20 protein-coding genes are annotated in these 25,681 nt (G+C 62.5%); 9 read left to right on the forward strand and 11 right to left on the reverse strand.

All coding sequences use genetic code 11. The features are described from left to right. Positions 1–56 precede the first annotated feature (56 nt). Positions 57–1,100 carry a TRAP transporter substrate-binding protein DctP gene (gene dctP / locus LG661_RS16745; protein ID WP_230533022.1) on the reverse strand — a complete coding sequence of 348 codons (1,044 nt, stop codon included), beginning with the start codon at positions 1,098–1,100 and terminating at the stop codon, positions 57–59. A gap of 167 nt (positions 1,101–1,267) precedes the next feature. Between dctP and LG661_RS16750 the strand changes: the two genes are divergently transcribed. Continuing rightward, a complete protein-coding gene (locus LG661_RS16750; RefSeq protein ID WP_230533023.1) occupies positions 1,268–2,650 on the forward strand; it encodes an aminotransferase-like domain-containing protein in 1,383 nt (460 codons plus the stop codon). Positions 2,651–2,775: 125 nt separating this feature from the next. Here LG661_RS16750 and LG661_RS16755 read toward each other — a convergent pair whose 3' ends face one another. Continuing rightward, positions 2,776–3,663 (reverse strand): PhzF family phenazine biosynthesis protein, encoded by an 888-nt coding sequence (locus LG661_RS16755; RefSeq protein WP_230533024.1) that lies wholly within the window; start codon positions 3,661–3,663, stop codon positions 2,776–2,778. Between the two features lie 361 nt (positions 3,664–4,024). Here LG661_RS16755 and LG661_RS16760 point away from each other — a divergent pair, with 361 nt between their 5' ends. Next, positions 4,025–4,228, forward strand: a complete 204-nt coding sequence (locus LG661_RS16760; RefSeq protein WP_230533039.1) for a GNAT family N-acetyltransferase — start codon at positions 4,025–4,027, stop codon at positions 4,226–4,228. A 374-nt stretch (positions 4,229–4,602) separates the two neighbouring features. On the opposite strand, the gene LG661_RS16765 is transcribed toward LG661_RS16760, so the two are convergent. Then, entirely contained in the window at positions 4,603–6,162 is a 1,560-nt protein-coding gene (locus LG661_RS16765; RefSeq protein ID WP_230533025.1) for a phospholipase D-like domain-containing protein, read from the reverse strand. A gap of 885 nt (positions 6,163–7,047) precedes the next feature. Between LG661_RS16765 and LG661_RS16770 the strand changes: the two genes are divergently transcribed. From LG661_RS16770 to LG661_RS16780, 3 genes are read left to right on the forward strand one after another with little or no spacing between them, the layout of a single operon-like run. Further along, positions 7,048–7,800 (forward strand): ImuA family protein, encoded by a 753-nt coding sequence (locus LG661_RS16770; protein WP_230533026.1) that lies wholly within the window; start codon positions 7,048–7,050, stop codon positions 7,798–7,800. Then, positions 7,718–9,220, forward strand: a complete 1,503-nt coding sequence (locus LG661_RS16775; RefSeq protein WP_230533027.1) for a DNA polymerase Y family protein — start codon at positions 7,718–7,720, stop codon at positions 9,218–9,220. The genes LG661_RS16770 and LG661_RS16775 overlap by 83 nt, the downstream gene beginning before the upstream one ends. Beyond that, complete coding sequence (locus LG661_RS16780; RefSeq protein WP_230533028.1) at positions 9,217–12,495, forward strand: error-prone DNA polymerase; 3,279 nt, start codon at positions 9,217–9,219, stop codon at positions 12,493–12,495. The genes LG661_RS16775 and LG661_RS16780 overlap by 4 nt, the downstream gene beginning before the upstream one ends. A 1,048-nt stretch (positions 12,496–13,543) precedes the next feature. Here LG661_RS16780 and LG661_RS16785 read toward each other — a convergent pair. Next, positions 13,544–14,275: a calcium-binding protein gene (locus tag LG661_RS16785; RefSeq protein WP_230533029.1), complete on the reverse strand. Its 732-nt coding sequence runs from the start codon at positions 14,273–14,275 to the stop codon at positions 13,544–13,546. Positions 14,276–14,625: 350 nt separating this feature from the next. Beyond that, entirely contained in the window at positions 14,626–14,817 is a 192-nt protein-coding gene (locus LG661_RS16790) for a hypothetical protein (protein ID WP_230533042.1), read from the reverse strand. Between LG661_RS16790 and LG661_RS16795 the strand changes: the two genes are divergently transcribed. Continuing rightward, the gene (locus LG661_RS16795) at positions 14,807–15,103 is read left to right on the forward strand and encodes an HU family DNA-binding protein (RefSeq protein ID WP_230533040.1); all 297 of its coding nucleotides are present in this window, start codon (positions 14,807–14,809) and stop codon (positions 15,101–15,103) included. The genes LG661_RS16790 and LG661_RS16795 overlap by 11 nt on opposite strands. Before the next feature lie 594 nt (positions 15,104–15,697). Here the strand turns inward: LG661_RS16795 and LG661_RS16800 are convergent. Both LG661_RS16800 and LG661_RS16805 read right to left on the reverse strand, forming a co-directional pair. Continuing rightward, positions 15,698–17,347 (reverse strand): calcium-binding protein, encoded by a 1,650-nt coding sequence (locus LG661_RS16800; protein WP_230533030.1) that lies wholly within the window; start codon positions 17,345–17,347, stop codon positions 15,698–15,700. A 491-nt stretch (positions 17,348–17,838) separates the two neighbouring features. Further along, positions 17,839–18,885 (reverse strand): hypothetical protein, encoded by a 1,047-nt coding sequence (locus LG661_RS16805; RefSeq protein WP_230533031.1) that lies wholly within the window; start codon positions 18,883–18,885, stop codon positions 17,839–17,841. 203 nt (positions 18,886–19,088) lie between these two features. On the opposite strand from LG661_RS16805, the gene LG661_RS16810 reads away from it, so the two are divergent. Beyond that, positions 19,089–19,295 (forward strand): hypothetical protein, encoded by a 207-nt coding sequence (locus tag LG661_RS16810; RefSeq protein WP_230533032.1) that lies wholly within the window; start codon positions 19,089–19,091, stop codon positions 19,293–19,295. 24 nt (positions 19,296–19,319) lie between these two features. Here LG661_RS16810 and der read toward each other — a convergent pair whose 3' ends face one another. The 3 genes from der to LG661_RS16825 form a co-directional block, all read right to left on the reverse strand. Further along, positions 19,320–20,666, reverse strand: coding sequence for a ribosome biogenesis GTPase Der (gene der, locus LG661_RS16815; RefSeq protein WP_230533033.1), 1,347 nt, complete (start codon positions 20,664–20,666; stop codon positions 19,320–19,322). A gap of 19 nt (positions 20,667–20,685) precedes the next feature. Continuing rightward, complete coding sequence (locus LG661_RS16820; RefSeq protein ID WP_230533034.1) at positions 20,686–21,357, reverse strand: tetratricopeptide repeat protein; 672 nt, start codon at positions 21,355–21,357, stop codon at positions 20,686–20,688. A 196-nt stretch (positions 21,358–21,553) separates the two neighbouring features. Beyond that, positions 21,554–22,147, reverse strand: coding sequence for an NnrU family protein (locus LG661_RS16825; protein WP_230533035.1), 594 nt, complete (start codon positions 22,145–22,147; stop codon positions 21,554–21,556). A gap of 300 nt (positions 22,148–22,447) precedes the next feature. Here LG661_RS16825 and LG661_RS16830 point away from each other — a divergent pair, with 300 nt between their 5' ends. Further along, positions 22,448–23,071 carry a TRAP transporter small permease subunit gene (locus LG661_RS16830; protein ID WP_230533036.1) on the forward strand — a complete coding sequence of 208 codons (624 nt, stop codon included), beginning with the start codon at positions 22,448–22,450 and terminating at the stop codon, positions 23,069–23,071. A 38-nt stretch (positions 23,072–23,109) separates the two neighbouring features. After that, on the forward strand, positions 23,110–25,014 hold the full coding sequence (locus LG661_RS16835) for a TRAP transporter large permease (RefSeq protein ID WP_230533037.1): 1,905 nt from the start codon (positions 23,110–23,112) through the stop codon (positions 25,012–25,014). 242 nt (positions 25,015–25,256) lie between these two features. Here LG661_RS16835 and LG661_RS16840 read toward each other — a convergent pair whose 3' ends face one another. Then, entirely contained in the window at positions 25,257–25,616 is a 360-nt protein-coding gene (locus LG661_RS16840; protein ID WP_268995480.1) for an ArsC family reductase, read from the reverse strand. Positions 25,617–25,681 lie beyond the last annotated feature (65 nt).

Raw genomic sequence — 25,681 nt, forward strand, 5'->3', positions numbered from 1 at the left:
GAAAACACGGAAAGGTGTCAGGCGCCGGAAGCCCGGCGCCTGTTTTTATGAACCTTTTACAAGACACCCTGCTTCTTCATGTAGTCCATCTGGCTGTCCAGGACCTTCTTCGCGAGAGCGTTATCCTTGGTGGCAGCTTTCCAAGCTTCTACGGCCTTGGCCCGGTTTTCACGGATGTCGGCTGGATCGAGGGTATGGATCGTGACCCCCTTCTCGCGGTACTTGTCGAGAACAGTCTTGTCCTGCTCCCGGATGTGCTCGCGCAGAGCCTTCGAAGTCTCCTTTGCGGCCGTTTCCAGCGCGCTCTTGAATTCAGCAGGCAGGCGCTCGTAAGCGGTGCGGTTAGCCACATAGCTCGTCGCCGTCGTCGGCTGATGCACGCCCGGCAGCACCACGTGCTTTGCCACCTCGGCCAGACCGGCCTCGTAGTTCGCTGTCAGATCGCCACGGTCGGCAATGTCGATCACACCCTTGTCCAGGGCTGAATAGACTTCAGAGGTCGGGAGCGGAGTCACGCTGACGCCGAAGGCACCCATCACGGCCGACGCCAAGCCCACGAAACGACCCTTCTTGCCGGCCAAATCGGCAATCTTGCTGATCGGCACTTTTGAATGAATCGGCTCCTGGCCATAAACTGTGGGGGCAATGTAGATGAGACCGGCAGGTGAGTAGGCCTCCTTAGCCAGCTGGAGCCCTCCGCCCTCATAGAACCAAGCCTCGAACTGCTCCGGCTCAGGAAAGCCGAAGGGGACGGTGCTTGTGAAGGCAAATGCCGGAATTTTACCAGCCTCATACCCGTCGAAGGTCTTCATGAGCTGGAAGGCACCGCCGCGTACCGCATCGAACATCTGAGCGGCAGGAACGATCTGCCCGGCGGCGAACAGGTCGATTTTGAAGCGTCCGTTCGTCAACTCGCCTACGCGCTTTACGAACTGCTCCTCAAATTTCTGGGGAGTGGTGCCCGGATCCCAAAGCGACTGCATGCGCCAGGTCACATTTTCCTGGGCGACGGCTGACGTCGCTAGACCGAGACCCATAGCGATTCCTGCTATCCCAAGTCCCAGCGTCTTAACGATCTTACGACGATCATTAGAGGTCATGGCGTTTTCCCTTATGTTTGAATTAGGGCCTTATCGGTACCCTTCCTGACGCGCTATCGTCTATGACAGTTCGGGACAGCTCAAGGGACAGTTTGCCTGTTTGTCGGCGACACTGTCCCAGTTATATGGTCGGTACAGATGGGAATAGAGCCACGGATCAATCGGTAATGACCCGCGTCAGCAGCATCGTCGAGAGGATCATTCACCTCATCGACAGCGACATCCTCAAGCCGGGTCACCGGGTTCTGTCTGTTCGGGCGGGTGGGATCGAGTACGGCGTCTCCAAAAACACAATGGCGGAAGCCTATGACCGCCTTGTCGCGCTTGGTTACCTTTCCGCGAAACAGGGCTCCGGCTACTATGTTGCTCAGACGAAAAGGCCATTGGCAACGGAACGGCCGCCGCATGTGATAGAGGCTGTCGACTTCGTATCACTCCTCGAAGAGCAACTCGTGCAGCATTATGCTGTCCGAGTCGGGGACGGCCGCCCGCCAGCATCGTGGACGGAGCGGATCGAGCTGGGGAGTTCCGCTCGCCATCTATCCCCAACTGGCGAGAGTGACCATGGCTACGGGACCCCTCACGGATTTGCCCCGCTTCGGGAACGGGTGGCGCTCGCTCTCGCTGAGCGCTCAATCCAGGTCTCCTTGGAGCAGATTATCCTGACACACGGCGCCAATCACGCCCTCGACCTCATTGCGCGTCGTCTTCTGCAACCAGGTGATACAGTGCTGGTCGATGATCCTGGATACTACCCGCTTTTTGCTAAGCTAAAGCTTCTGGGGGTCAACATCGTTGGGGTCCGCCGCCTCGGCGACGGTCCGGACCGTGACGACCTCGCTGCGAAAGCCGCAATCGTCAAGCCGAAGGTGTTTTTTACCCAATCTCTCGCGCATAATCCGACCGGCAGTTCGCTTTCGCTCCCAGTCGCTCATCGCCTACTGCAAGTCGCCGAAAGCCACGGCTTTTACGTCGTGGAGGATGACCCGTTCGCGGACATCCTTCCTTCGTCCAGCGCGCGCCTTGCGGCCTTGGACCAGCTCGGGCGGGTCATCTACGTTGGGACCTTCTCGAAGACTTTGTCGGCAAGCCTGCGGGTCGGCTATATCGCGGCAGAACCATCGCTCGCGAAAACGCTTTGCGATCTGAAGATGGTGACGATCACCAGCACGTCGGAATTCGTAGAGAGGGTTGTCTACAGCGCGATCACTGGAGGGCAGTATCTGCGTCATCTGCGCCGATTAAAGGCCCGTGTTGCGACCGCCACGGAGGCAGCGGTTGCACGCCTTAAGGAAATCGGGATCGAATTTCCGATAGCGCCCAGCGGCGGATATTACCTGTGGGGACAGTTGCCGCCGGGAGTGGATGAGCGCGATCTGGCAAAGAGAGCCGCCGAGCAAAGCATATTCGTTGCACCTGGATCACTTTTCACGCCTGAGAAGACAATGCTTTGCCCGATGATGCGTATCAATGTCGCATACGCTAATGATGCCCGTTTCCTAGAGTTCATGAGGGAATACCTTGCCAGTCAGCGGCAATCTGCTCGTTGAAAGAATGAACATCCGCTTAGTGGCCGAACACGGAAGTCAGGAGAAGGTCCCCCTCATGCCAGAAGCGGCTCTTCCCGGGTTCCAGTTTTATGCTACAGAGGGACGCTCTTGGTGCACTGGGTTCTCTAAAGCAGCGCTTCGCCTCGGAACATCGGGATACAACTGCCGCCGACGCGCGAGTGGCAGCCTTCCTCAGTGCGCCACGACGTCACCTTGAGCAAGCTCGGCCGGCCCATTTCGACGCCCTGTGTAATGCTGAAGGCGGCCTTGTCGCCACCATCGAGCGAGAGCAGCAGCGCACCAAGCGTGGCGCTCGCGCTGCCTGTGGCCGGGTCTTCCCAGGTGCCCGCAAGCGGGGCGAACATCCGGGCTCGGATCGTATCGCCGTCACGCGCGTAGAGGAACAGAGACAAGCGTCCGGCCAGCTCGCCACGCAGCCGCACGAGCTTGCGAAAAGCGGCGAGATCAGGCGCCGCTCTGGCAAGAGCTTCCGGCCTGACCTGCGTCAGCACGAACTTGACGCCGACCGAGGCGTGCACCGGCTTGTGGGCTGCTGTAGCGATATCATCACGTGAAAGCCCGACGCAGGTGGCGATCTCGTCGATAGGCAACTCCATACCGAGCGACAAGGCCTGCGGCGCCGCAATAACTGCCCCTGTCACCGCCCCGGCTGGATCGCGCTCGACAGCGACCTCGACGAGGCCAGCCTTCTGCTCGAACCGCAGCACGCCATCGCGGTCGCGGCCATGGCTTGCTAGCACATAAGCCGTGCCGACATTGGGATGGCCGGCAAAGGGCATCTCGGCCGTGCGATGGAAGATGCGCACACGGGCGTCATTGGCCGGATCGTCGGCTGGCAGGACGAACGTTGTCTCGCTGTAGTTCATTTCCGCCGCCAGCGCCTGCATCTGGGTGTCGGAAAGCCCACGCGCATCGGTGAAGACAGCCAGCGGATTGCCGCCGAAGGCGCGGTCGGTGAAGACGTCTACAGTCTCGTACGGAAAGCGGGGCACAGCAGGCTCCGAAGGAGAATTGGACTCGGCCATTTCCTACCAGCGGAATCGACTGAGAACCAATGCAGAGATGGAATGCGACCGATCACCTTTGCTGATTATCGGAGCTGACCTGGCTTTCTGCCTCTGGCATTGCAATGCCTAGAGCTACCGGATATTCGCCCTGCAAGTCTGCACTGGGTCAGGAACCGAGATTCCCTGCGTTTTCAGAACGTCCGGTTCGATGAGGGTTGCTGCGCCGAGAGCTTTTCCCCTGCTGGCATCGCCACCCTCATAGCGCGGCGTGATGTCTTTGTGGCCGTAGAGGGATCCAGGATTATCGGGACAGCCAGCCTGGACGGCAAGGTTGTGCGAACTGTTCGTGGCACCTGACTGTCAGCGAAAAGGGATCGGGGCAGCGCTGATGCGGGTGCTCGACCGTCTGGCCCGAGAGAAGGGGAACACCACGCTGGTGGTTCCGTCATCCGTCACGGCCGAAGGCTTCTATGCCAAGTTGGGCTTCAAGGCCGTTCGTGACAGTTATCATGGAGATGAGCGGACCATCATCATGGAACGCGCGCTTTAGCAATTTCGCGGAACGGGCCCTATGGAATGCAGCGTCACCGAATGGACCGCTGCGGGTCAATCGGGCGCGTAGAGCCACTGTTTCGGAGAGTCTGCTGTTGGTTTATGTTCGGACACTGCTCTTGATCCAACGCATCAGCCCTGATGCGGAAGGACTTCGCTTCGCATTGCGGCAACTGTGTCAGTGCACGGCAATCCGCTGTTGAGAAATCCCCTTTGTTCCACGAGTTATCGTGCGGGGAACTTCGCCTCCCAGTACACTTGAGCAGCACAACCCGGCCATCCACGGACGTGAGCAGGGCGAAGCTGGCAGCAAAGTACGCTTCGGCAAGACAGATCTCGGTTGACTTGCGAGTCACCCAGATCTCAGATTGCTTACGAGCTCTTGCTCCGACGAGATCGCGCATCCATCCACCACAGGAGGACGCAGACGGAAAGAGACATCAGCCCGCCCACGGCCAGTCTGGCGCCGCCCCCCTTTCTGCCAAGGCGAAATCGTCTTCTGAGCTCGCCGACGGGCGGCGAAGCCGGGTCAGTGAGGCGGTCGTGGGCATATGTGGATGTGTGACTAGGCTGCGCCTCTGGGAACTTCACAAGCCTCCGAGAGCTGCGGCCATTCAGACGCTCAATGGCGCCGATGACAGACGCATACTCATTCGTGGCCTTCGAGAGATCCCGGATCGAAGCACCAACATGCTCAGCAACGAGCCGGTTGCGGACATGCCGGATTGCCTTGCGGATGTCCGCCTCTCTTTCCATGCCGGGTGTTGCATCAATGGCCAGATCGCACTCGGTATCAGTGCCCATGGATCTGTTGTTCAAATTCGATGATCCGATCCGCAGAAAACGGTCATCCACGACCATGACCTTGGAGTGGACGACGATCTCGGCGTCCTCAGTCAGGGCGGCATAGCAGCGTAAGCGGCCAAACCGGTCAGCATCCCGCAGGCGCTGCACGATCACGGTCCGGGCATGATCCATCGCCATCTGCTCGATTGTGCTCGGCGCATGCTGGGGATTGATGATCACGATCTCCGGACCATCCAGCTCGGTCAGGCGCTCTGCCAGAGCATCACCGACGCGATGTGAGGCAAGGTACTGGTTTTCCATGTAGATCGTCTGCCGCGCGGAGGCGATGGCATCGATGTAGAGCTGCTCGACCTCCCGGATGCCAACCTGATCCTGCCAGGCTGGTATGGTCCGCGCGATCCCAACCGGAACATCCCAAAAGTCTGGCTTAAGGCATTCAGGCCAGGGATCCTGTCCCGGTGCGGCTGGCTCGAGCCGCTCGCCCGTCGCCCGGTAGAGCCGTGCCCGGGCCAGGTCGCCGAGGGCCCTTGCTGCTGGGCCGTTGACAGCCATCATCACGTCATGATGCGGTTGGTAGGGCTGCCCGGACGGCTTATGGCGTCTGCGGTCGTGTCTCAGATGGGCGCGGGTGTCCCAGCGGTTTGCGGCAAGATCAAAGCCACCGCAGAAAGCAATGGTGTCGTCGATAACCAGCACCTTCTGGTGGTGGCACGCCAAGGTGGGATGCCGGTCATCCAGAATATAACGCAAGCGTTCGTCATTGAGGTGCTGGGCCTGCATACCAGGGATGCGCTGGCGACGAAGGGCCAGCCACATCGCCTTATCCCAGACCAACACCCGAACCTGCAGATCCTTGCGGCTGGCGACAAGTGTCTGGAGCAGATCGCCGATCCGGTCAGGCTCGCTCGCATGCGGGTTGCCCGGCTCCAGCCGTGCGCGTTCGGCAAAGTCCCAGGCGAGGAGCAGTACTGAATGCTGCGCTCGCAGCAGGACTTGCTTGACCGCTGGGAAATACTCTTCGCCGTCTATAAGGCAGGAAGCGCGGTGGGCTGTTTCGATGCGCCAGCAGTTGCGCCCTGGTTGAAGAACACTCTGAGCTGCACGGGAAGGTTTGGACTGGTTCATGTCCTCTGCTTGCAGATTGGAGTACGCCGAAGGATGACAAGCACCTCAATCCGCACTCTCGGATGGGATGTCGACACTATCCGGCAACTCGTCAGCCCGGCACATGATCCCGTTAGCTCCATCACCCGAGTGCTGATTGGGAGTTGAGGATATCAGCGCTGACAGGTTGCTCTATAGCTCTGCTGTTACCAGCTGGTATGTGGAGCTAGCGAGATCGGAGCCGATCTCGCGCTCATAGTGGCGGTTGACGTGCCACCATGAGCGACAGCCTTCGACGTCACGTTATGAGTTTCACGCCCAGTGTGACCTTCACCGGCGGACGGGACAGAAACAGCTCGACGAATTCGAGCAGCTTGGAATTGCTGCGGTATTGGTCCGTGACCCGGGTCATAAACTCACACGCCAAGAGCAGTGAAACTAGATCCGCGTTCCCGATCTCGACAGCTTCCTCGGAGACCTGACAGAAGCCCACCACCCTCTATAGGGCGCCTCCCTGCCCTGCGGCCGGAGCTTACTTTTCTAGAAGCCGGCCGCGACCGGCAGGAGGAAGAGGGCACTCCCCTCGCCCGCGGGATTGCGGCTGCCAATGGTCAGCCCGAGCCAGGGTAGTGCGTGGAGAGGTTGAGGCTAAGTTAGAGGTGTCCCAGGCAATCGCTGCCTGAGCGCCGGCCGGCCAGTGTGTCGTGCGCTTCACCACGTCCAGCCAGAGGTCTTCGCTGGTCCGGACTTCTAACGGGCAGAAAGCCGCGAGCGCCTCTCTGATTACGGGCTTGAGCAATATCCTTCTCCCCGGAATTCACAGCTACCGCTGCGTGCAGTTGACTCACTCAAGCATGAGAACATAATAGGAACATCGTCAATAGAACACGCGAGCAGGCACGGATCATGGATCCCGGGCAACAGGATAGGCTTGCCGATTTACGGCTCCGGATTGCCCGGCTCGAAGGTGGCTCCTCCAAGGTCTGCCCCCTGCCCTTCGGCGTTGCCGCTATCGACAGCCATCTGCCAGGAAATGGCCTCGCCCGCGGCGCTCTACACGAGATGGTAGAGGCGGGACTCGCCGCCGAGTTTGCCGGCTGCGCCACGCTCTTCACCGCCGGCATCGCCGCCCGTCTTAAAGGGCCCGTGCTCTGGTGCCTCACGCGCCGGGATCTGTTTGCTCCCGGTCTCCTGCGCGCCGGACTGCACCCCGACCGGGTGATCTATGCCGAGGCTGCACGGGATCGGGACATCCTTCCCCTCATTGAAGAAGGCCTGAAGGAGAAAGGCCTTGCTGTCGTTATTGGCGAGGTCACGCGCATGGGGCTCACCGCCTCCCGCCGCCTGCAACTGGCGGCTGAAAGTTCGGGCGTACCCGCTCTCGTCATCCGGCGCTGGTGGACGGTGGCCGAGAAGGACTTGGTGCACCTCCCGACTGCTGCTGTCACTCGCTGGCGTATCGCCCCTGCTCCTTCTGAGCCCATGCCGGCGCCCGGTCTCGGACGGGAGCGCTGGCAGATCGAGCTTTTGCGCTGCCGCAGCGCCGAACCCCGTACCTGGATTGTGGAGGCCTGCGATGCGAAGGGTCGTCTCGCTCTACCTGCCGACCTGGCCGACCGACCGGATCAGGCGGCGAACCGGCGAGCCACCGCGCGATGAGTCGCTTGTGACCGTGCACGCAGTCGGATCACGCCGCCTCGTGCGCGCAGCCTGCATGGCCGCTCAAGCCCTGGGGCTGCATACCGGCATGGCGCTTGCCCAGGCGCAGGCGCTCGTGCCGAACCTGCACGTGACTAATGCCACACCGGAGGAGGACGAGGCCTCCTTGCGGGAGCTGGCGCGCTGGGCCATCGGCTACTCGCCCGTGGTCGCTCCCGATCCACCGGACGGGCTGTGGATCGATATTGCCGGCGTGGCGCATCTTTTTGGCAGCGAGGAGGCCCTGCTCCAGGACCTGACCGACCGCCTGACGCGCCAGGGCATTGCCGCCAAAGCCGCTGTCGCCGATGCGCCAGGAGCCGCCTGGGCCGTGGCACGCTTCGGACCGGGTGGGATCGTGCCGACCGGACGCATGGTGGATGCGGTTGCAACACTCCCCCTCGCCTCTTTGAGGCTTGCCGCCGACAAGCTCGGCGCCCTGCACCGCCTTGGCATCGAGCGTGTCGGGCAGCTGGCGGCCATGCCGCGTGCGCCTCTGGTCCGGCGTTTCGGGCGGGACGTAGCGCTGCGGCTCGATCAGGCTATGGGCCATGTCTTCGAGCCGATCTCGCCGCTGATCCCGCAGGAGACCCCGATGGCTACCCGGGTCTTTGCCGAGCCCATCGGCCGGCTCGAGGATCTTAAAAGGGTCGTGCTGCATCTCGCACAGGATCTGTGCCGGCAACTGGAGCGGCGCAGCGAAGGCGTGCGCCGGCTGGATCTCGTGGTCCAGCGCGTTGACCAGCGAGGCGCCAGCCTGCGGATCGGGACAGCCAGAGCCAACCGGGATGCGGCTCACCTCGCCAGGCTCTTCGACGAGCGGCTCCAGACCATCGACCCGGGCTTCGGCATTGAGGAGATTGTGCTGATCGCCAGCAGGGTCGAGCCTCTCACCGAGACGCAGACGGAAGCACGCGTCCTTGCGGGCGAGAGCGAGGTCGAGGCCGATATGGGCCGGCTCGTCGACCGTCTCGGAGCGCGCGTCGGTGCGGGCCAGGTCTACCGCCTCGCTCCCGTTCCGAGCCTCGTGCCGGAGCGCATGGCGCGTAGAATCCCTGCCCTTGCCCCACCGACAGGCTCAGTCTGGCCCGAGAATCTGCCGCGTCCCACGCGCCTGCTCGATCCACCCGAGCCTGTGGTAGCCACCGCCCTGCTCCCGGATCACCCGCCCCGCTTTTTCGTCTGGCGCAAGATTCGCCACATGGTCGCCAGGGCCGATGGGCCGGAGCGGATCACCCCGGAATGGTGGAATGGCGACAGTGGCTCGACGCCTCGTGACTACTACCGCCTCGAGACTGAGCAAGGCGGTCGCTTCTGGATCTTCCGCGATGCCCCGGCCGATCAGGGCGGGCGCTGGTGGATGCACGGGTTCTTCGCATGACGAGAGGTGCTACCGGATCGGTGTATGTCGAGCTTCAAGTCACGACCCACTTCTCATTCCTGCGTGGTGCTTCGAGCCCGCAGGAACTGTTTGAGCAGGCCAAACTCCTCGGCCTTACAGCGCTCGGCATCACCGACCGCAACTCGCTGGCCGGCATCGTGCGGGCCTATGAGGCCTCAAAAGAGACGGGCGTGTGCCTCGTCGTGGGCTGCCGGCTCGATCTCACCGACGGGACGTCGCTCCTCGTCTATCCGACGGACCGCGCCGCCTATTCCCGCTTGTGCCGGCTGCTCAGCATCGGCAAGAGCCGCGGCGGCAAGGGCCAGTGCCACCTCACATGGGACGACGTGGTGGCCTGGAACGAGGGAATGCTCGCGATCCTGCTCGGCGATGAAGCCGACGTTGTCCTGAAGGCAAACCTGACACGTCTCAAAGCCGTCTTTGGCAATCGCGCCTACATGGCCCTGATCCGGCGCTTCGCCCCCAACGAGCACCTGCGCCTCTATCATGTCGAACAGGCGGCTCAGGCAGCTAGGGTGCCGACGGTCGCCATGGGCGACATTCTCTACCACCACCCCTCGCGCCGGCGCTTGCAGGACGTAGTCTCCTGCATCCGGCAGGGCTGCACCATCGACGAGGCGGGCTATCGCCTCGAGCGTCATGCCGACCGCCACCTCAAGGATCCGGTCGAGATGGAGCGCCTGTTCGAGCGCCACCCGGAAGCGTTCCGGCGGGGTCAGGAGATCCTCGCTCGCTGCACCTTCTCGCTCGACGAGCTGCGCTACCAATATCCGTCCGAAACAGACCCTGGCGAGACGGCGCAGGAGAAGCTGGAGCGACTGACCTGGGAGGGAGCCCGGCGCAGCTACCCGGACGGTATCCCGGACGTGGTCGCGGCCACCTGCCGCCATGAGCTGCGCCTGATCGAGGAACTGGGCTATGCCCCCTACTTCCTCACCGTCCATGCTATCGTTTCCTTCGCCCGTTCACGCGGCATCCTGTGTCAGGGGCGCGGCTCGGCCGCGAACTCCGCCGTCTGCTTCGTGATCGGGATCACCTCCATTAACCCGACAGAGCACGACCTGCTGTTCGAGCGCTTCGTCTCCCAGGAGCGGCGAGAACCGCCAGACATCGACGTCGACTTCGAGCATGAGCGGCGGGAAGAAGTGATCCAATGGATCTACGACACCTATGGCCGGCACCGGGCGGCGCTCACGGCGGTGGTCTCCACCTACCGGGCGAGAGGCGCCGTGCGTGAGGTCGGCAAGGCACTCGGCGTGCCTGAAGATGTGACGGCGGGTCTCGCCAGTCTCGTCTGGGGCTGGGGTGCTGACGGCGTGACAGAGAAGGAGGCGAAGGAGCTCAACCTCAACCTTGACGATCCGCGCCTGCGCATGACCCTAGAGCTCGCCTCCGAGCTCATCGGCGCACCGCGCCACCTCTCGCAGCATCCGGGCGGCTTTGTCCTGACACAGGATCGTCTCAACGATCTCGTTCCCATCGAGCCGGCCGCCATGGAGAACCGGCAGGTGATCGAGTGGGACAAGAACGATATCGACATCCTGAAGTTCATGAAGGTCGACGTGCTGGGACTAGGCATGCTCGGCTGCATGCGCCGCGCCTTCGATCTCCTGCGCGAGCACAAGGGCGAGAGCTACGACATCGCCACCATCCCGGGTGAGGACAAGGCGACCTACACCATGATCCAGAAGGCGGACACGGTGGGCACCTTCCAGCTCGAGAGCCGTGCACAGATGGCGATGCTGCCGCGCATGAAGCCGAAGACTTTCTATGACATCGCCATTCAGGTGGCGATCGTCCGGCCCGGTCCCATCCAGGGCGACATGGTGCATCCCTATCTGCGCCGCCGAGAAAAGCGTGAAGAGGTCGAATACCCCCGACCGGAACTCAGACGCGTGCTGGAGAAGACGCTTGGCGTGCCTCTCTTTCAGGAGCAGGCTATGCGGGTCGCCATCGAATGCGCCGGGTTCACGCCCTCGGAAGCCGATCAGCTCCGGCGTGCCATGGCGACCTTCAAGTTCACCGCAGGCGTGTCGAAGTTCCGCGACAAGCTGATCACGGGCATGGTCGCGCGCGGCTACGACGCGGCCTTTGCCGAGCGCACATTCAAGCAGCTCGAGGGTTTCGGCTCCTACGGCTTTCCAGAGAGCCATGCGGCTTCCTTCGCCAAGATCGCCTATGCCTCGTCCTGGATGAAGTGCCACCATCCGGACGTGTTCTGTTGTGCGATCTTGAACTCGCAGCCGATGGGCTTTTATGCGCCCGCCCAGCTGGTGCGGGATGCCCAGAGACACGGAATCGAGGTGCGTCCCGTTGACATCAACCATTCCCGCTGGGACTGCACCTTGGAGCCGACCAGACATCCGAAGCGCTATGCCGTCCGTCTCGGTCTTCGGATGGTGCACGGCCTCGCCAATGCCGATGCCGCCCTGATCCCGCTGGTCCGGGCGGAGCGCTCCTACGCGTCCATTGAGGATCTCTGGCGCCGGGCCGGCATCCCGGTCTCGGCTCTCGAACGGCTGGCCGAGGCCGATACCTACGGCTCCATCAGGGTAAACCGTCGCGAAGCGCTCTGGACCATCAAAGGGTTATCCGATGAGGTCATGCCGCTATTTGCCGCTGCCGACGAGCGGGAGCGGGTGATCCGGCCCGAGGCGGCGGAGCCTGAAGTCGCCTTGGCGCCGATGACCGAGGGCCGTGAGGTCGTGGAGGACTACCGCTCGAAGGGTTTGACCCTGCGCCGGCATCCCCTCGCCTTCCTGCGTCAGGAACTGGCGGAACGGCGCATCCGCTCGTGTGCTGACCTCCAGCACATCAGGGACGGCCAGAGGGTCACAGTGGCAGGCCTCGTGCTGGTGCGTCAGAAGCCAGGCTCGGCCAAGGGCGTGACTTTCATGACCATCGAGGACGAAACTGATGTGGCAAACATCGTGATCTGGTCCACCGTGTTCGAGAAGCACCGGCGGCTGATCCTGTCCACCGGCATGATCGGCTGCCGGGGAAGGCTTCAGCGCGAAGGCGGGGTCACGCATCTTATCGCCGAGCACCTTATCGATATGACGGATCTCCTGCACTCAGTCGGAGGCCGAAGCGAGACCCTGATTACGCCGACCGGGCGTGGAGATGAGGCGAAGACCGGGACACGGGATGTGCACCAAAAGAGCCGCCGAGAGATCGGAGATCCGAAAATTTCGAGAAATCCCAAAGAACCCTTGGAGCCAGTAATTCAGATAACAACGCGTAATTTTCGATAAGTGAGGCGGCAAGCCTTTCCACAATTTAGATCATAGCTAGATCCTGGTTACGATCAGTGTGTCTCAGTCTGCGTAGGAGCGATAAAGAAGAGGTGATGCTCCGCCGCATAGGACTCTTTAGCTTTATCAAAAGCATGGTGCCGGTCGATATCTATTCAGCCGGATACTTGCCGTGATCCGCCAATTCGGGGGTTCTGCGCACCGACTGGAAAGTCTTCGGCCTCACCCCACTACTCTCGGATGGCAGAGCGCCCTAATGCAAGCAGCCGGTGAACCACGTTATGAGCCGCGGCAACTGTGACAGATCCTCCCACGCAGTCACCCAGGCGTATACTATTGCCAATACCACGCAAACATATGGTTAGTGATTTGCGGATAAGAACTGAGGCGAACGCGACATCAGCAACTGCGTCCACACGGAGGGACGATAATGCTTCAGCCCGACTCGGACGAGGTCATTGAGGCAACTCGCTTGGACCGCGTAAAATGTCTTCGACAAGTGCCTCCTCGAGGCCTCTCCGAAACTGCTTGCACTGCTCTCACACTGATGAAGGCGATTGATGATCAATTGGCAGGAACCCCGTTCATTGCGACTGATCCTGAGTTATACCGCATGACTTACCGAGCCTTTGAGAGCTTGTACGCCCTCCACGAGGCTTTAGGACACCTCGACGCTAGATACACTCGCAGCTAGTCCTCGCCATGGCGAGTCTCAGGGCCAGCGTGCTCTCGATCCAATCTCCGTCTACTGCGCCAGCAGGTACCGTGAGGCAGTAACAAGGGAGCGTCCGGTGGTCGCTAGCGGCGGCCGCACTACCTGATTTTCTTGCGCACTCTTCTGAGCAGGCCAGCCAGTGCTGCGTTGACGTCCTGCCGGCGCCGTATCGTGGCAGAAGGGCCGCGCCGCAACGTTGTGTGCGGCGCTCCGGTTGGCGTCGTAACCCCTGCCGCCCCCGAATAGGCAGCGGTCATAGTTTCAAGTTCTCGAACTATAGGTATCAGTGCGGGCCGCGTCAGACCAGATAATCCTATATGATGTAGAGGTAACTCATGTCTGAGGCCCGACCTGCATCGTCCAGGACCACGCCAGTCTCAAACCGGTTATCATTATATTTAGGTCCGATAGCAGATAACCGGTGTCGGCTCGCGAATTATAGAGGAACACGTGCGCTACGCCGACGCTCGGGAACAAGCTTTCAGCCTCAGCCGCAGCAGCGGCAACCGAGGTGACGCTCGTGCGAGCCTCGCGATAGTTGCCCAATGTCCCTCTGATGCTCATGTCAATCCAGTCATTGGCCGGGTTCCAATCAGTGATTTGGTCAGCCGTCGTTCGAGTGATCCCGGATGTGCCGGATCTGAACTCAAAGATATCTGCTCCGGTCCCCCCACTAAGAGTATCCCTGCCGGATCCTCCTACAAGGAGATCATCGCTGGAGCCTCCAGACAGGTAGTCCCGCCCCGAACCTCCATAGAGATCATCGTAACCGGAGCCGCCGTAAAGGTCATCATTTCCGCTCTCCCCGAAGAGGATATCGAAGCCGGACCCTCCGACGAGGGTATCCTCACCCGACCCGCCATAGAGGTCGTCGGGACCATTGCTACCGTTCAGGTAATCGTCGCCAGATCCCCCAGCGAGAATGTCATAGCCCCAGCCGCCATAGATATCGTCGTCTCCGGCGTAGCCATAGATATCGTCATCGCCGTCGAAGCCGTACGCTAAATCGGGGCCGTCAGAGCCAAGGATGATATCATCCCAATACGAACCGTATAGAACTGCCACCGCCGCCTCCGTGCGCTACCCCCCGATACTGCTGCGACTACGCGCTTGAGCACCTCACCGCCCACTCAGGAGCGAGATAAGTCAGAGGATACGCGAACTGTTGAACGGAATATGGCTGATTTTGCTGCCACAGTCCCATCTGACAGTGGAATGCGTGGGTGCTCGGATCCAAGACGAGTGCTTGCTCGAGAGGATATCAAAGCCTGACCAGTCGACGAGGGTGGCCTCACCCGACCCGCCACACCGGTGAAAGCAATTCCTAAAGTTGAGCACTAGAATGGATTTTTTCAGAGGCTCGGGCAGCTTTTCTTTTGCTGACAAGAATATGTATATTCCTGACTGTCAGATAATCACTTGATCAAGGAGTACACAGTGGCGAGAGCAGCAACTAAGACTAAGACAACCTCGGCCCGCACAGCCTCGGCAGTAAAGGCTGGCGCGAAGACGCCGGCGAAGAAGGCGACAAAGGCAGCCGCTCCAAAAGCCAGCACAAAAGCGCCCGCGAGGAAGACGGTCCGGAGTACCGCCAAGATTTCGGCCACGAAGGCGTCTCCTGTCCTGACGCTGCGCAACATTGCCGAAAACCTTGCAGAAGCGCATGAGCTTCCGAAACGTCAGGCGAACGAGATGCTGACCCAAGTGGTCGAGATGATCACGAAGAGCCTGAAAAAGGGCGAGAAAATTCGCCTGAGCGGCCTTGGCATTCTTCAGGTTCGCAAGCGAGCTGCCCGCATGGGCCGCAACCCGCAGACCGGTGAGCCCGTGAAGATCAAGGCCTCAAAGAAAATCGCCTTCCGGCCTGCCAAGGATCTTAAGGAAACAATCTAGGCCTCAATGCGAGCTGTTGTCTTCTTCCGGCACGGCAGCTCGCATCCGGCCATGGATCGACGGTTCAATCTCGGTAAGACATTGATCGGAGTTTGTGGGCAATGAGGTAGAACTGGGTGTCAACAGTGACCCTGGCACGGTCGTATCTAGATCCTGTCTGACGGCCTAATCGTGCGCAGGTTCTGACGCAAGAACGCGAGCTTCACCATCGTTGCGAAGTTGACGGCAAGCTTCTCGTGCCGGGTGGCGATGGATCGGCATCAATTCGGCCATCCGACACAGCGCTCAATGACGTTGCGTCTGCGGTAAAGATCAAGATCGAAGGATCGAGCGCAGCCCTTACCCATGTTGCCGCCGGTCCGAGGTGGAATGATAGGCCGGATATGGCGCCGCCGCAAAGATGCAAAGACTGGTCGGTAGCTGTAGGCCTTGTCGCCTGCCAGGTGCTTGGGGCTTGTTCGTGGACGGCCTCTTGGGCTGGGTAGCAGGATCTAAAACAGAAAGGGCGGTCCTGACGACCGCCCTATTTTGTTGCTCAAAGGCGCAGCACCAGGGAGGGGAGGGGTAGGTCCCATGCCTTCGGGCCAAACCCGCTCACACGACGAAGAAGTCGCTGGCGGTGAGCTTGGTCTTGTTCGACAGCTTGGCGAACTCGATCGCCTGCTTGGACCCTGAGCCGTCCGCATCATAGGAGAGGATGCCGGTCTTGCGGTCGTAGAGCAGGTAGTCGTTCTTGTCCCTGGCCTTGCCTTCCCGGAAGTAGCTGCTCTTGAGCTTGGCCGGCGCCTTCTCCGAGCCCTTGGCTCCGAGCTTGGAGAAGTACCTGTTGTCGAGCCAGAGGCTGTCGTCCTGGGCCCGGAAGTCCCTGATCGTGTCGAGGTTCACCTTCCGGTCGGTCTTGGCCGTGCCGAGCTTCGCATTGAACGCGAACACGTCCACGCCCGCGCCGCCAGCGAGGATGTCGTTGGCGGTTCCGCCCTTCAGCGTATCGTTGCCGCTGCCCCCCGAGAGCCGGTCCTTGCCGTCGTTGCCGCTCAGGAGGTTCGCATGCCCGTCACCGGTGAGCCGGTCCGCGCCGGAGCCGCCGCCGACGTTCTCGATGTCGCTGATGATGTCGAGGCCATGGCCTGTGTTCTGCTTCACCTGCACGAGATTGAGGTTGAGCGTCGCGCCCGTGCGGCCGCTGAAGACGAGGGTATCGATGCCATCGCCGCCGTAGAGCGTATCGTCGCCAAGGCCGCCATCAAGGATGTCGTTGCCGTCGCCGCCATGGAAGCCGTTGTCCTGGCCGTCCCCGATCAGCCGGTCCTGCCCGGCTCCGGTGTAGACGTGCTCGATATTGATGAGAGTGTCGAACCCCTCGCCGGTCTGCTGCGGACCGGTGAGGCGCAGGTCGACGCGGATATTGCCGCTGCCCTGGAACAACACCGAGTCGGCGTTGCCCGCTCCGCCGTCGATCAGATCGTCGCCCGCTCCGCCACTCACCGTCTCCGACATTGCGCCGCCGCGCATGGTGTCGTTGCCGCTCCCCAATAGGGCTGATCCACTGAACACGCCGCTTGCGCCCTCGTAGCGGTCGTTGCCGTCTCCGAGGTCGATCACGCCCGTGATGCTTCCCGAGTTGTTGACGACATCGGACCGCTCCGATCCCTCGATCGCCGTCCTGGCGTAGAGGGTGCCAGTGTTGTCGATTACGCTGCTGCGGCCGGAGGGCGTGTTCCCGATCCGGATGCCAATTCCCTCAATGGAATGAATGGAGCCGCTATTGGTGATCCAACCGGCGCCATTCACGTCGATGCCGTAACCATCGATGGACGAGATCCTGCCAGCGTTGACGACGGTTTCCTGCGAAGTTCCCATTCCCACGCGGATGCCGCAATAGGCCTCGATCGATCCGGTATTCGTGATCCTGCTATTGAACCCGGCCGCCAGAATGCCGGTGCCGGTCCTGCCGTGAGGGGTCGCGATCAGGCCGTCATTCTGGACAATGGCCTGTACGCCGATGCTGATGGCATTGGCCTCGGCATAGACGAGGCCGGTCGAGCCCACGCCCACATAGGAGGCATCGCCCACCGTGATTGCGTTCCCGATTCCGTAAACCGACCCGAAAATCTTGACCGCGAATGAGCCCGATGATCCATCGATGGCCGTCGGTCCGGCGCGAACGATGCCGCTTCGCTCGACCACGAGACTGTCGTTCAGCGTCTGTGTCGTGTTCTGTGCGTCCGAGATGTAGATGGTCATTGCTGCAGCCCCCTGAATGGAGAGGTTATAACCCGCAGTCGCGCGCAAGTCAGACAATTTTCCTTGCCGCCACATCCATCGGATCGGCCTTGGTAGGAAAGGTGCTCCCCTCGCCGCACCGGGACGGCCGGGACAGGCTCGGCCATGACGGGTGAACGGGTATGCAGAGTGAATGTTCTCATTTTGTTCTTGACTGGTGGGACAAGCTTTGCTATAACCTGCATCAGATCTGCTCCACGAGGGGCGCGCTCGCGAGGCGTAGCAAGAACGGGAGCAGGCACGGTCCTGCGGGAGGGCGAGACGCACGCGCTCCCGACGGGAGGCCAGTCGCATCCGATGAGGGTGATGGACCGCCTAAAAAAGCCGTGCGCGAGGGGCCACCCGGCTCTTTCCATCTCACCCATTTCTGAGCCGGACGCCTCTCGCGCCCCCTCACCCCTTCAGGCTCGGAGCCAACAGGCTCCGGGCCCGAAGGTGCTGCTCTTTGCGGATCAGCCGCCCTGGTTGGCTGCCGTCTGCCGGTTGATCTCGCCGGTCCTGGCGTCGATCCAGAGATTGACGGGCGTGCCGTCCCGGGAGGCCTGAACGCGGTAGCTGGTGTCGCGCAGCTCGACGCTGCGGATATTGCTGAAGCCGTTGTTGCTCAGCATGTTGCGCAGCTGACCGCGGGTCATGTGGCTCGGCTCGATCACGTAGCCGTTGCGCCCGTCGATCCGCAGGTTCACCTGCTCGCCGAACCAGTTGGCGGTGCCGTTGTAGATGTTGCCGTTGCGGCTCAGGTCCGAGATGTTCGTGAAGCCGCGCTGACGCAGATACGAGCGCACCTGTCCACGCGGCACCAGCCCCGGCTGCTCCATCCGCGCGGCGAGCTCCCGCAGGTCCACGGTCGGGCCGACATTCTGCATGTCGTCGCTTGCCTGCCCGCCGCCGCTCTGGCTCATGCTGGACTGCTGACCCTGGCGGCTCATCCCGGAGGCCTGGCCCTGCTGGCCGGCTCCGAACTGCCGGTTCTGCTGGCCCATGCCGTAAGGCTGGTTCATGCCGAATGCCTGACCCTGCCCGCCGAAGGAGCGGTTCATCCCGCCGACGGAGCTGGTGACCATGGCTTGGTCCCCGGACGGGCTGAGGATCATGACGACCTGCCGGCCCTGCGGCGTCCGGGCCTGCACCAGGAATGCGGCATCGAGAATGCGGATGTTCTGGAAGCCCACCTGCCGCAGCTGCCGGCGCAGCATCACGCGGTCGTTATAGCGGCTCTGGCCGGCGCTCATCCGGCCCCGGGCATTCGCCGCCATCGGCTCGACGGGGCCGGGCGCCCAGAGCCTGCTGTACGGATTGGGAGCGTTCGTCTGGTTCGGCGCCATCGGCTCCACGGGTCCGGGAACCCACTGGCGACGGTACTCGTCCTGACCCTGATAAGGCTGCGCCGGATAACCCTGCCCTGCCTGATAGCCGCCATATCCCGTCCGGGCGAGCGCGACCGTCGAGCTGCCCGCCAGCAAAGCGGCCGCGAGCATGGCAACGGAATGTCTGTGCATGATCTCTCCTCCTGTAGCGCCCCCAATGCTGGGTAATCGCCGCCAGCACGGAGGGATCCGGACAAGGTTTCGGCTCGGTACGATAATGGACAGAGTCCTGCGGCCGGGCCGCGCCTATGCCCCCTGTCCAGGGATTTGACTCAGCTCAACGCGTCTTGCCGCGCCAAGCGCTACCGTGAGGCATCTTCAACCGAGGCGCTGCCATGCTGAAACTCGCACCTCTCATCTGGATCATCCTGGGAACCACCCTGGCGGGAATGCTCGTCGTGCCGGTCCTCACCGTCCCGTCTCTGGCCGACCGGAGCATGACCATGATCCCCGCCGCCACCGCGGCCGGCTTCCTCCTCGCCATTCCCCTGGCGCTCCTCATCGCCCGCAGGATCTACGCCGCCACCGCCGCCCGGCGGTGAGGCCGGGCGCGGTCGCAAGAGGTCCTACTTCCGCCCCTTGTCGTAAGGGTTCTGGCCCATGCGGAGCGACACGCGGATCGGGGTGCCCGGGAGGTCGAAGGCTTCGCGGATGTTGTTGACGAGATAGCGCGTGTAGCTCTTCGGCAGAGCGTCGAGCTGGTTGCCGAAGATCGCGAAATGCGGCGGGCGCGACTTCACCTGGGTCATGTAGCGGATCTTGATCCGGCGCCCTGAGACGGCGGGCGGCGGATTGGCGTCGATCGCCTCGGAAAGCCACTGGTTGAGCTTGGCGGTCGAGATACGCGTGTTCCAGGTCTCGTAAGCCTGGAACACCGCCTTCATCAGCGGGTCGATGCCGCTGCCGGCGAGCCCTGAAAGCGGCACCACGGGAGCGCCCCTCACCTGCGGCAGCAGACGGGCGGCCTTCTCCTTCAGGTCCTTCAGGAGGCCCTGCTGGTCGGCGACGAGGTCCCATTTGTTGAGGCCGATGACGAGGGCGCGGCCCTCCTGCTCCACCAGATCGACGATGGACAGGTCCTGCTTCTCGAAGGGAATGGTCGCATCGAGCAGAACGACCACGACCTCGGCGAAGCGCACGGCGCGCAGGGCATCGGCGACGGAGAGCTTCTCGAGCTTGTCCTCGACCCTGGCGCGCTTGCGCAGGCCTGCCGTATCGAAGAGGCGGACTGGGCGGCCGCGCCAGTCCCAGTCGAGAGAGATCGAATCCCGGGTGATGCCGGCCTCGGGGCCCGTCAGCAGGCGGTCCTCGCCGACCATGCGGTTGATGAGGGTGGACTTGCCCGCATTGGGGCGGCCGACGATGGCGACCTGCAGCGGCTTGTTCGGGTCGTCCTCCTCTTCCTCCATCTCGTTCGGATCGGGGAAGTAGGGCATCAGCGCCTCGAAGAGGTCGGCCAAGCCCTCGCCATGCTCGGCGGAGAGGGGAACCGGGTCGCCCAATCCCAGCGAGAAGGCATCGTAGGCCCCGGCCATTCCCGCCCCGCCCTCGGCCTTGTTGGCGATGAGGATGACGGGCTTGCCGGAGCGGCGAACCATCTCGGCGAAGGGCCGGTCGGCGGGAAGAATCCCGACGCGGGCGTCGATGACGAAAAGAATGACGTCGGCGTCCTCGATGGCCGCTTCCGTCTGGGCCCGCATGCGGCCGAGGAGCGACTCCTCCGTCGCCTCCTCCAGCCCTGCCGTATCTATGATGCGGAATTCGAGATCGCCGAGGCGCGCCTCGCCCTCGCGGCGGTCGCGGGTCACGCCGGGCCGGTCGTCCACGAGCGCGAGCTTCTTGCCGACGAGGCGGTTGAAGAGAGTCGATTTGCCGACATTCGGCCGCCCGACAATGGCGACGGTAGGCGTCATGTCCCTGTGCCTCGCCTTTTTACTGCGTGACCTGAACGGGGCCGCCTGCCACGAGCGCGGTGTAGACCGCCAGCCGCTGCCTCAAGGCCGAGGGCGTCTCGCGGTCCGCCGCGATCTGGTCGAACCAGCGCCCGGCGTAATCCATGTCACCGGCCTTAAGGCCCGAGAGGCCAAGGAGTTCCCGGGCCGAGTGCCGCCACGGGTTCGTGGGCACGGCAAGACGCTCGATGGCGGGTCGCACTTGTGCTGCGTCGCCGGCAGGGAGCCTCAGCCAAGCGGCGCGAAGGCGCGCAAGGTCCTGCCAGACGGGCGGCAGCGAGGCATCGTTGGCGAGCGCGTCATAAGCGGTCGCGCCGTTCTCCGGGTTCTGCTGACCGAGTTCGGCCGCAAGACGGAAGCGGGCAAGTTGCGCATAGCCGGTCTCGCCTTCGCGGGCGAGCGCCTCGAGGGCGGCTTGCGCCTCCTGGCTCTTCTCCTCGCGGGAAAGGCTCAGCGCCTGCTCGTACTGGACGGCGGCGGCTTGGGCGAGGCTCTGCTGCCGGTACTCCCAATAACGCCAGCCGGCGACGGCGATCACGACGAGAAGGGCCACGCCGATGATGACGCCGTTGTAGCGCTGCCAGATCTGGGCGATCTGATCGCGGCGATATTCCTCGTCAACCTCGCGGATAAACTCGTCGTTCGGGGCCATACTCACTCTGCGGCCCAAAAAAGAGCCGCCTCCTTCACCGAAGTGGGCTTATTTGAATTGGGTCGCCTAGCACAGCCCCCCTTCCAAAGCGAGGGGCAGATCGCGTCTCAAGCGATTTCTCTCAAAGTGTTCAATAGAAATGGCAATACCGCCCGAAAAGCCCCGGACGGCTTTCTGTCATCAGAGACGGCCCGAGCTAGGCCGGCATCGGCAGGGCGGGAACGCCGATCAGGACCGGGTGCAGCCAGATCACGAAGGCAATATAGGCCGCGGTGCCGATCACGGTTGCGAGGACGTCGTTGCGGAACCCTGCGGGCGGGGTTGCAGGCGCGCCGTGCTGGGCCGCGACGTCCCGGCGCTTGGCGCTGATGCGCGCCACGACCGCCCAGGCCAGAATGGAGCCGAAGAGGATGATCGAGCCGAGGTCGCCATTCGCGAGGAGGTGTGCGAAGGCCCAGATCTTGACGCCCGCCAGCATCGGATGCTTCAGCCGCCGCGTGATATGGCCGGGGAAATAGGCCGCTACGAAGAAGACGAAGGCGCCCCAGACCAGCGGCAGCGCAAGGTGCCGCGTCCAGATCGGCGGCTCCCAGACCGGGATGTAGCCCTCGGCCCGGTACTGGCCGTAGCCGATGGAGATCAGGACGACCCCGGCGAGAGAGAGAAGAGAATAGAGCCCCTTGTAGGACCCCTCCCCGATCCGCTTGATGACCGCAGCCCGCCTGTCGCGCGCCATGCTGAATGAATGCGTGCCAATGAAGATGATCAGGCCAAGTACGAGCAGTCCCACCGACGCCCCTCCATCTGGGAATCAAAGCCTTCCGCCGGATGCGAGGTCACATGATCCGGCTCGGAAGCACAATCTTAGGCCGGAAGTCCTAAAAAGGTTTGACTAGAAACTTCGATTCCCGGCGAAAGGCTTGGAATGCCTAAACTTTTAACATGGCAGTGACTTGCGGCACGAAAATTTCCCCGCTACTGACCCGCAACGAAACATATAGACTAGGGCGGCACTGGCGGATGGACCCCAAGTTCGGTAGCTAGGCGGCCGTGTCAAACCAACAAGATCAAGATCAAGGGGAAGAAACAGGTGGCAGCGCTCCTTCAACTATCCCGCGCCATCGATGCCGTGAACGAACGCATCGGAAAGATCGTCGCCTGGGCCATCGTGGCGGCCATTCTGGTATCGGCGGTGAACGCCATCATCCGCCGCATCTTCGGCGTCTCGTCCAATGCCTGGCTCGAGCTGCAGTGGTACCTGTTCGGCGCCGTGTTCATGCTGTGCGCCGCCTGGACCCTGAAGGCGAACGAGCACATCCGTATCGACATCGTCTCCAACAAGCTCTCGAAACGGGGGCGCGACTGGATCGACATTCTGGGGCACATCTTCTTCCTGTTCCCGTTCCTAGCGCTGATGCTCTACCTCTCGGTCCCCTATTTCGAACGCTCCTACGTCTCCGGCGAGGTGTCATCGAATGCAGGCGGCCTGCTGATCTGGCCGGCGAAGGGACTCATCCTGCTCGGCTTCATCTCCCTGTTCTTCCAGTGGGCGAGCGAGCTCATCAAGCGCATCGCCATCATGCAGGGCAAGCTCGTGGACGAGCATCATGCGACCGGCCACAGCCCTGAGGTCGAGGCCGAGCGGCTCCTGAAGGAAATGGCCGATCCCCGGCACCCGGATGGCGGTGAGCCTCCAGGCGACGGTGTTCGCTGAACCCGTCGCCCTGATGTTGATTTTCGGAGTTTCCGTCCATGGCTGAGCTCATTGCCCAGAACCTCGCGCCGATCATGTTCGCGGCGCTCGTCATCTTCCTTCTCCTCGGATACCCGGTCGCCTTCGCGCTCGCGGCGAACGGCCTGCTCTTCTTTTTCATCGCGGTGGAGCTCGCTCCCCTCGCGCCCGACACGATCACCCTGTCCTGGCCTCTCCTGCAGGCCCTGCCGGACCGCATCTACGGCACCATGTCGAACGAGGTGCTGCTGGCGATCCCGTTCTTCACCTTCATGGGGCTGATCCTCGAACGCTCCGGCATGGCGGAGGACCTGCTCGACACGATCGGACAGCTCTTCGGCCCTCTGCGCGGCGGCCTTGCCTATGCGGTCGTGTTCGTTGGAGCCCTGCTCGCCGCCACGACCGGCGTCGTCGCGGCCTCCGTGATCTCGATGGGCCTGATCTCGCTGCCGATCATGCTGCGCTACGGCTATGACCGGCGCCTCGCCACAGGCATTATCGCTGCCTCCGGCACGCTCGCCCAGATCATCCCGCCCTCCCTCGTTCTCATCGTCATGGCCGACCAGCTCGGCCGCTCCGTCGGCGACATGTACGAAGGCGCGTTCCTTCCCGGCCTGATCCTTTCGGGCCTCTATGCCGGCTACATCTTCCTGGCCTCGATGATCGACCCCAAGGCGGCTCCCGGGCTGCCGAAGGAAGCTATCGGCTACCTCGAGCCCAACGGCGCCCGCGGAGTGTGGCAGCTCGGCGTGCTCGTCGCCTTCTCGGGCCTCGTCGGCTATTACGTGCTGATGCAGACGGAGACCCGCGCCGGCGCCGATTTCGTGATCCTCACGATCTGCACCGCCACCGTGGTCGCCCTGATCTGCGCACTGATGAACTACGCATTCGGCGCCAAACGCATCGTCATGACGGCCATCGTCACGGCAGCGCTGATCGGCCTCTACTTCGTGCTCCAGCAGCAGGATTACGGCACGCTGGCGCTTCTGCTGGAGATGGTCATCGCCGGCGCGGTCTACGCCCTCGTGGTTGGCCTCGTCCAGCGGTTCACCGGCTTCCGGCTCATGTCGAACATGGCCCAGCAGGTCACCTTCGTCATGGTGCCCCCGCTGCTGCTGATCTTCCTCGTGCTCGGCACCATCTTCATCGGCCTCGCCACCCCGACCGAAGGCGGCGCGATGGGTGCGCTGGGCTCCCTCATCCTGGCGGCGATCAAGCGCCGGCTCGACAACAACCCGAACCGGTTCAACTTCACCATCGTCCGCCAAGCGACCGAGGCGACGGCGAAGCTCTCTGCGTTCGTGCTCTTCATCCTCATCGGCGCCCGCGTGTTCTCGCTCACCTTCTATGGCGTGAACGGGCACATCTGGGTGGAGCACCTGCTGACCTCGCTTCCGGGCGGTCAGGTCGGTTTCCTGATCTTCGTCAACATCCTGGTCTTCCTCCTGGCCTTCTTCCTCGATTTCTTCGAGCTGGCCTTCATCATCATCCCGCTTCTGGGACCTGCGGCGGAGAAGCTTGGAATCGACCTGATCTGGTTCGGCGTCATGCTGGGCGTGAACATGCAAACCTCGTTCATGCACCCGCCCTTCGGCTTTGCCCTGTTCTTCCTGCGCTCCGTCGCACCGAAGCAGGCCTACTTCGACAAGGTCACGGGCAAGCGCATGGAGCCGATTACCACAGGGCAGATCTACTGGGGCGCAGTGCCCTTCGTCGGAATCCAGCTCATCATGGTGGCCATCGTCGTGTTGTTCCCGGGCATCGTCACGCACTACAAGGCTGCCGGGCCTGTGGTGGATCCTGCCGCCGTGCAGCAGAAGCTTGACAACCTGATCGTGCCCGGCCTCGGCGACCCGGGAGCCCCGGGCGGCCTTCCCGGCCTGCCGGAACTGAACCTCGACCTGGGACCCCCGACGATCCAGTGAGGTGGTTCGCACAGTCATAGAAAAGGGCGGGCCTTCGAGCCCGCCCTTTTTCTTTGGTCATACCCTGCTGCCCTCATTCCTGAGGAACCGCGGAGCGGCATCTCGAAGGTCCAGAATACACTGGAGACGCCCGCCCTTGAGACGGACCTGACGGTCCTCCTCAGGACGAGGCCGTGAGAGGGCCCCAAAAGCGAAATGCCCGGCAAACGGCCGGGCACGACGGGGAGGAATGCAGCAGATCCCTACCGAACCGCCTCTTCGTACTGCTCCGGCTTGAAGCCGACGAGGATGCGGCCGTGGAGCTCGAGCACGGGGCGTTTGATCATGGACGGCTGGTCGAGCATCAGCGCGAGAGCCTTGCGCTCGTCCAGATCGGCCCTGTCAGCCTCCGGGAGCTTGCGAAAGGTCGTGCCGGCCCGGTTGAGAAGCGCCTCCCAGCCTACGGCGCGAGCCCAGGTCTCCAGCCGCGAGCGGTCGATGCCTTCAGCCTTGTAGTCATGGAAGCGGTAGGCGACGCCCTTGGCATCGAGCCAAGCGCACGCCTTCTTCATCGTGTCGCAGTTCTTGATGGCGTAGAGCGCGACAGCCCCGTCCGATACCAACGACTTACTCCCACTCACTTACTAGCTGTGAGATCTGAGGAGGTTGTTCATCCCGTCTGAGGGCC

The organism is Microvirga roseola, from assembly GCF_020866965.1.
Taxonomy (GTDB): domain Bacteria; phylum Pseudomonadota; class Alphaproteobacteria; order Rhizobiales; family Beijerinckiaceae; genus Microvirga; species Microvirga roseola.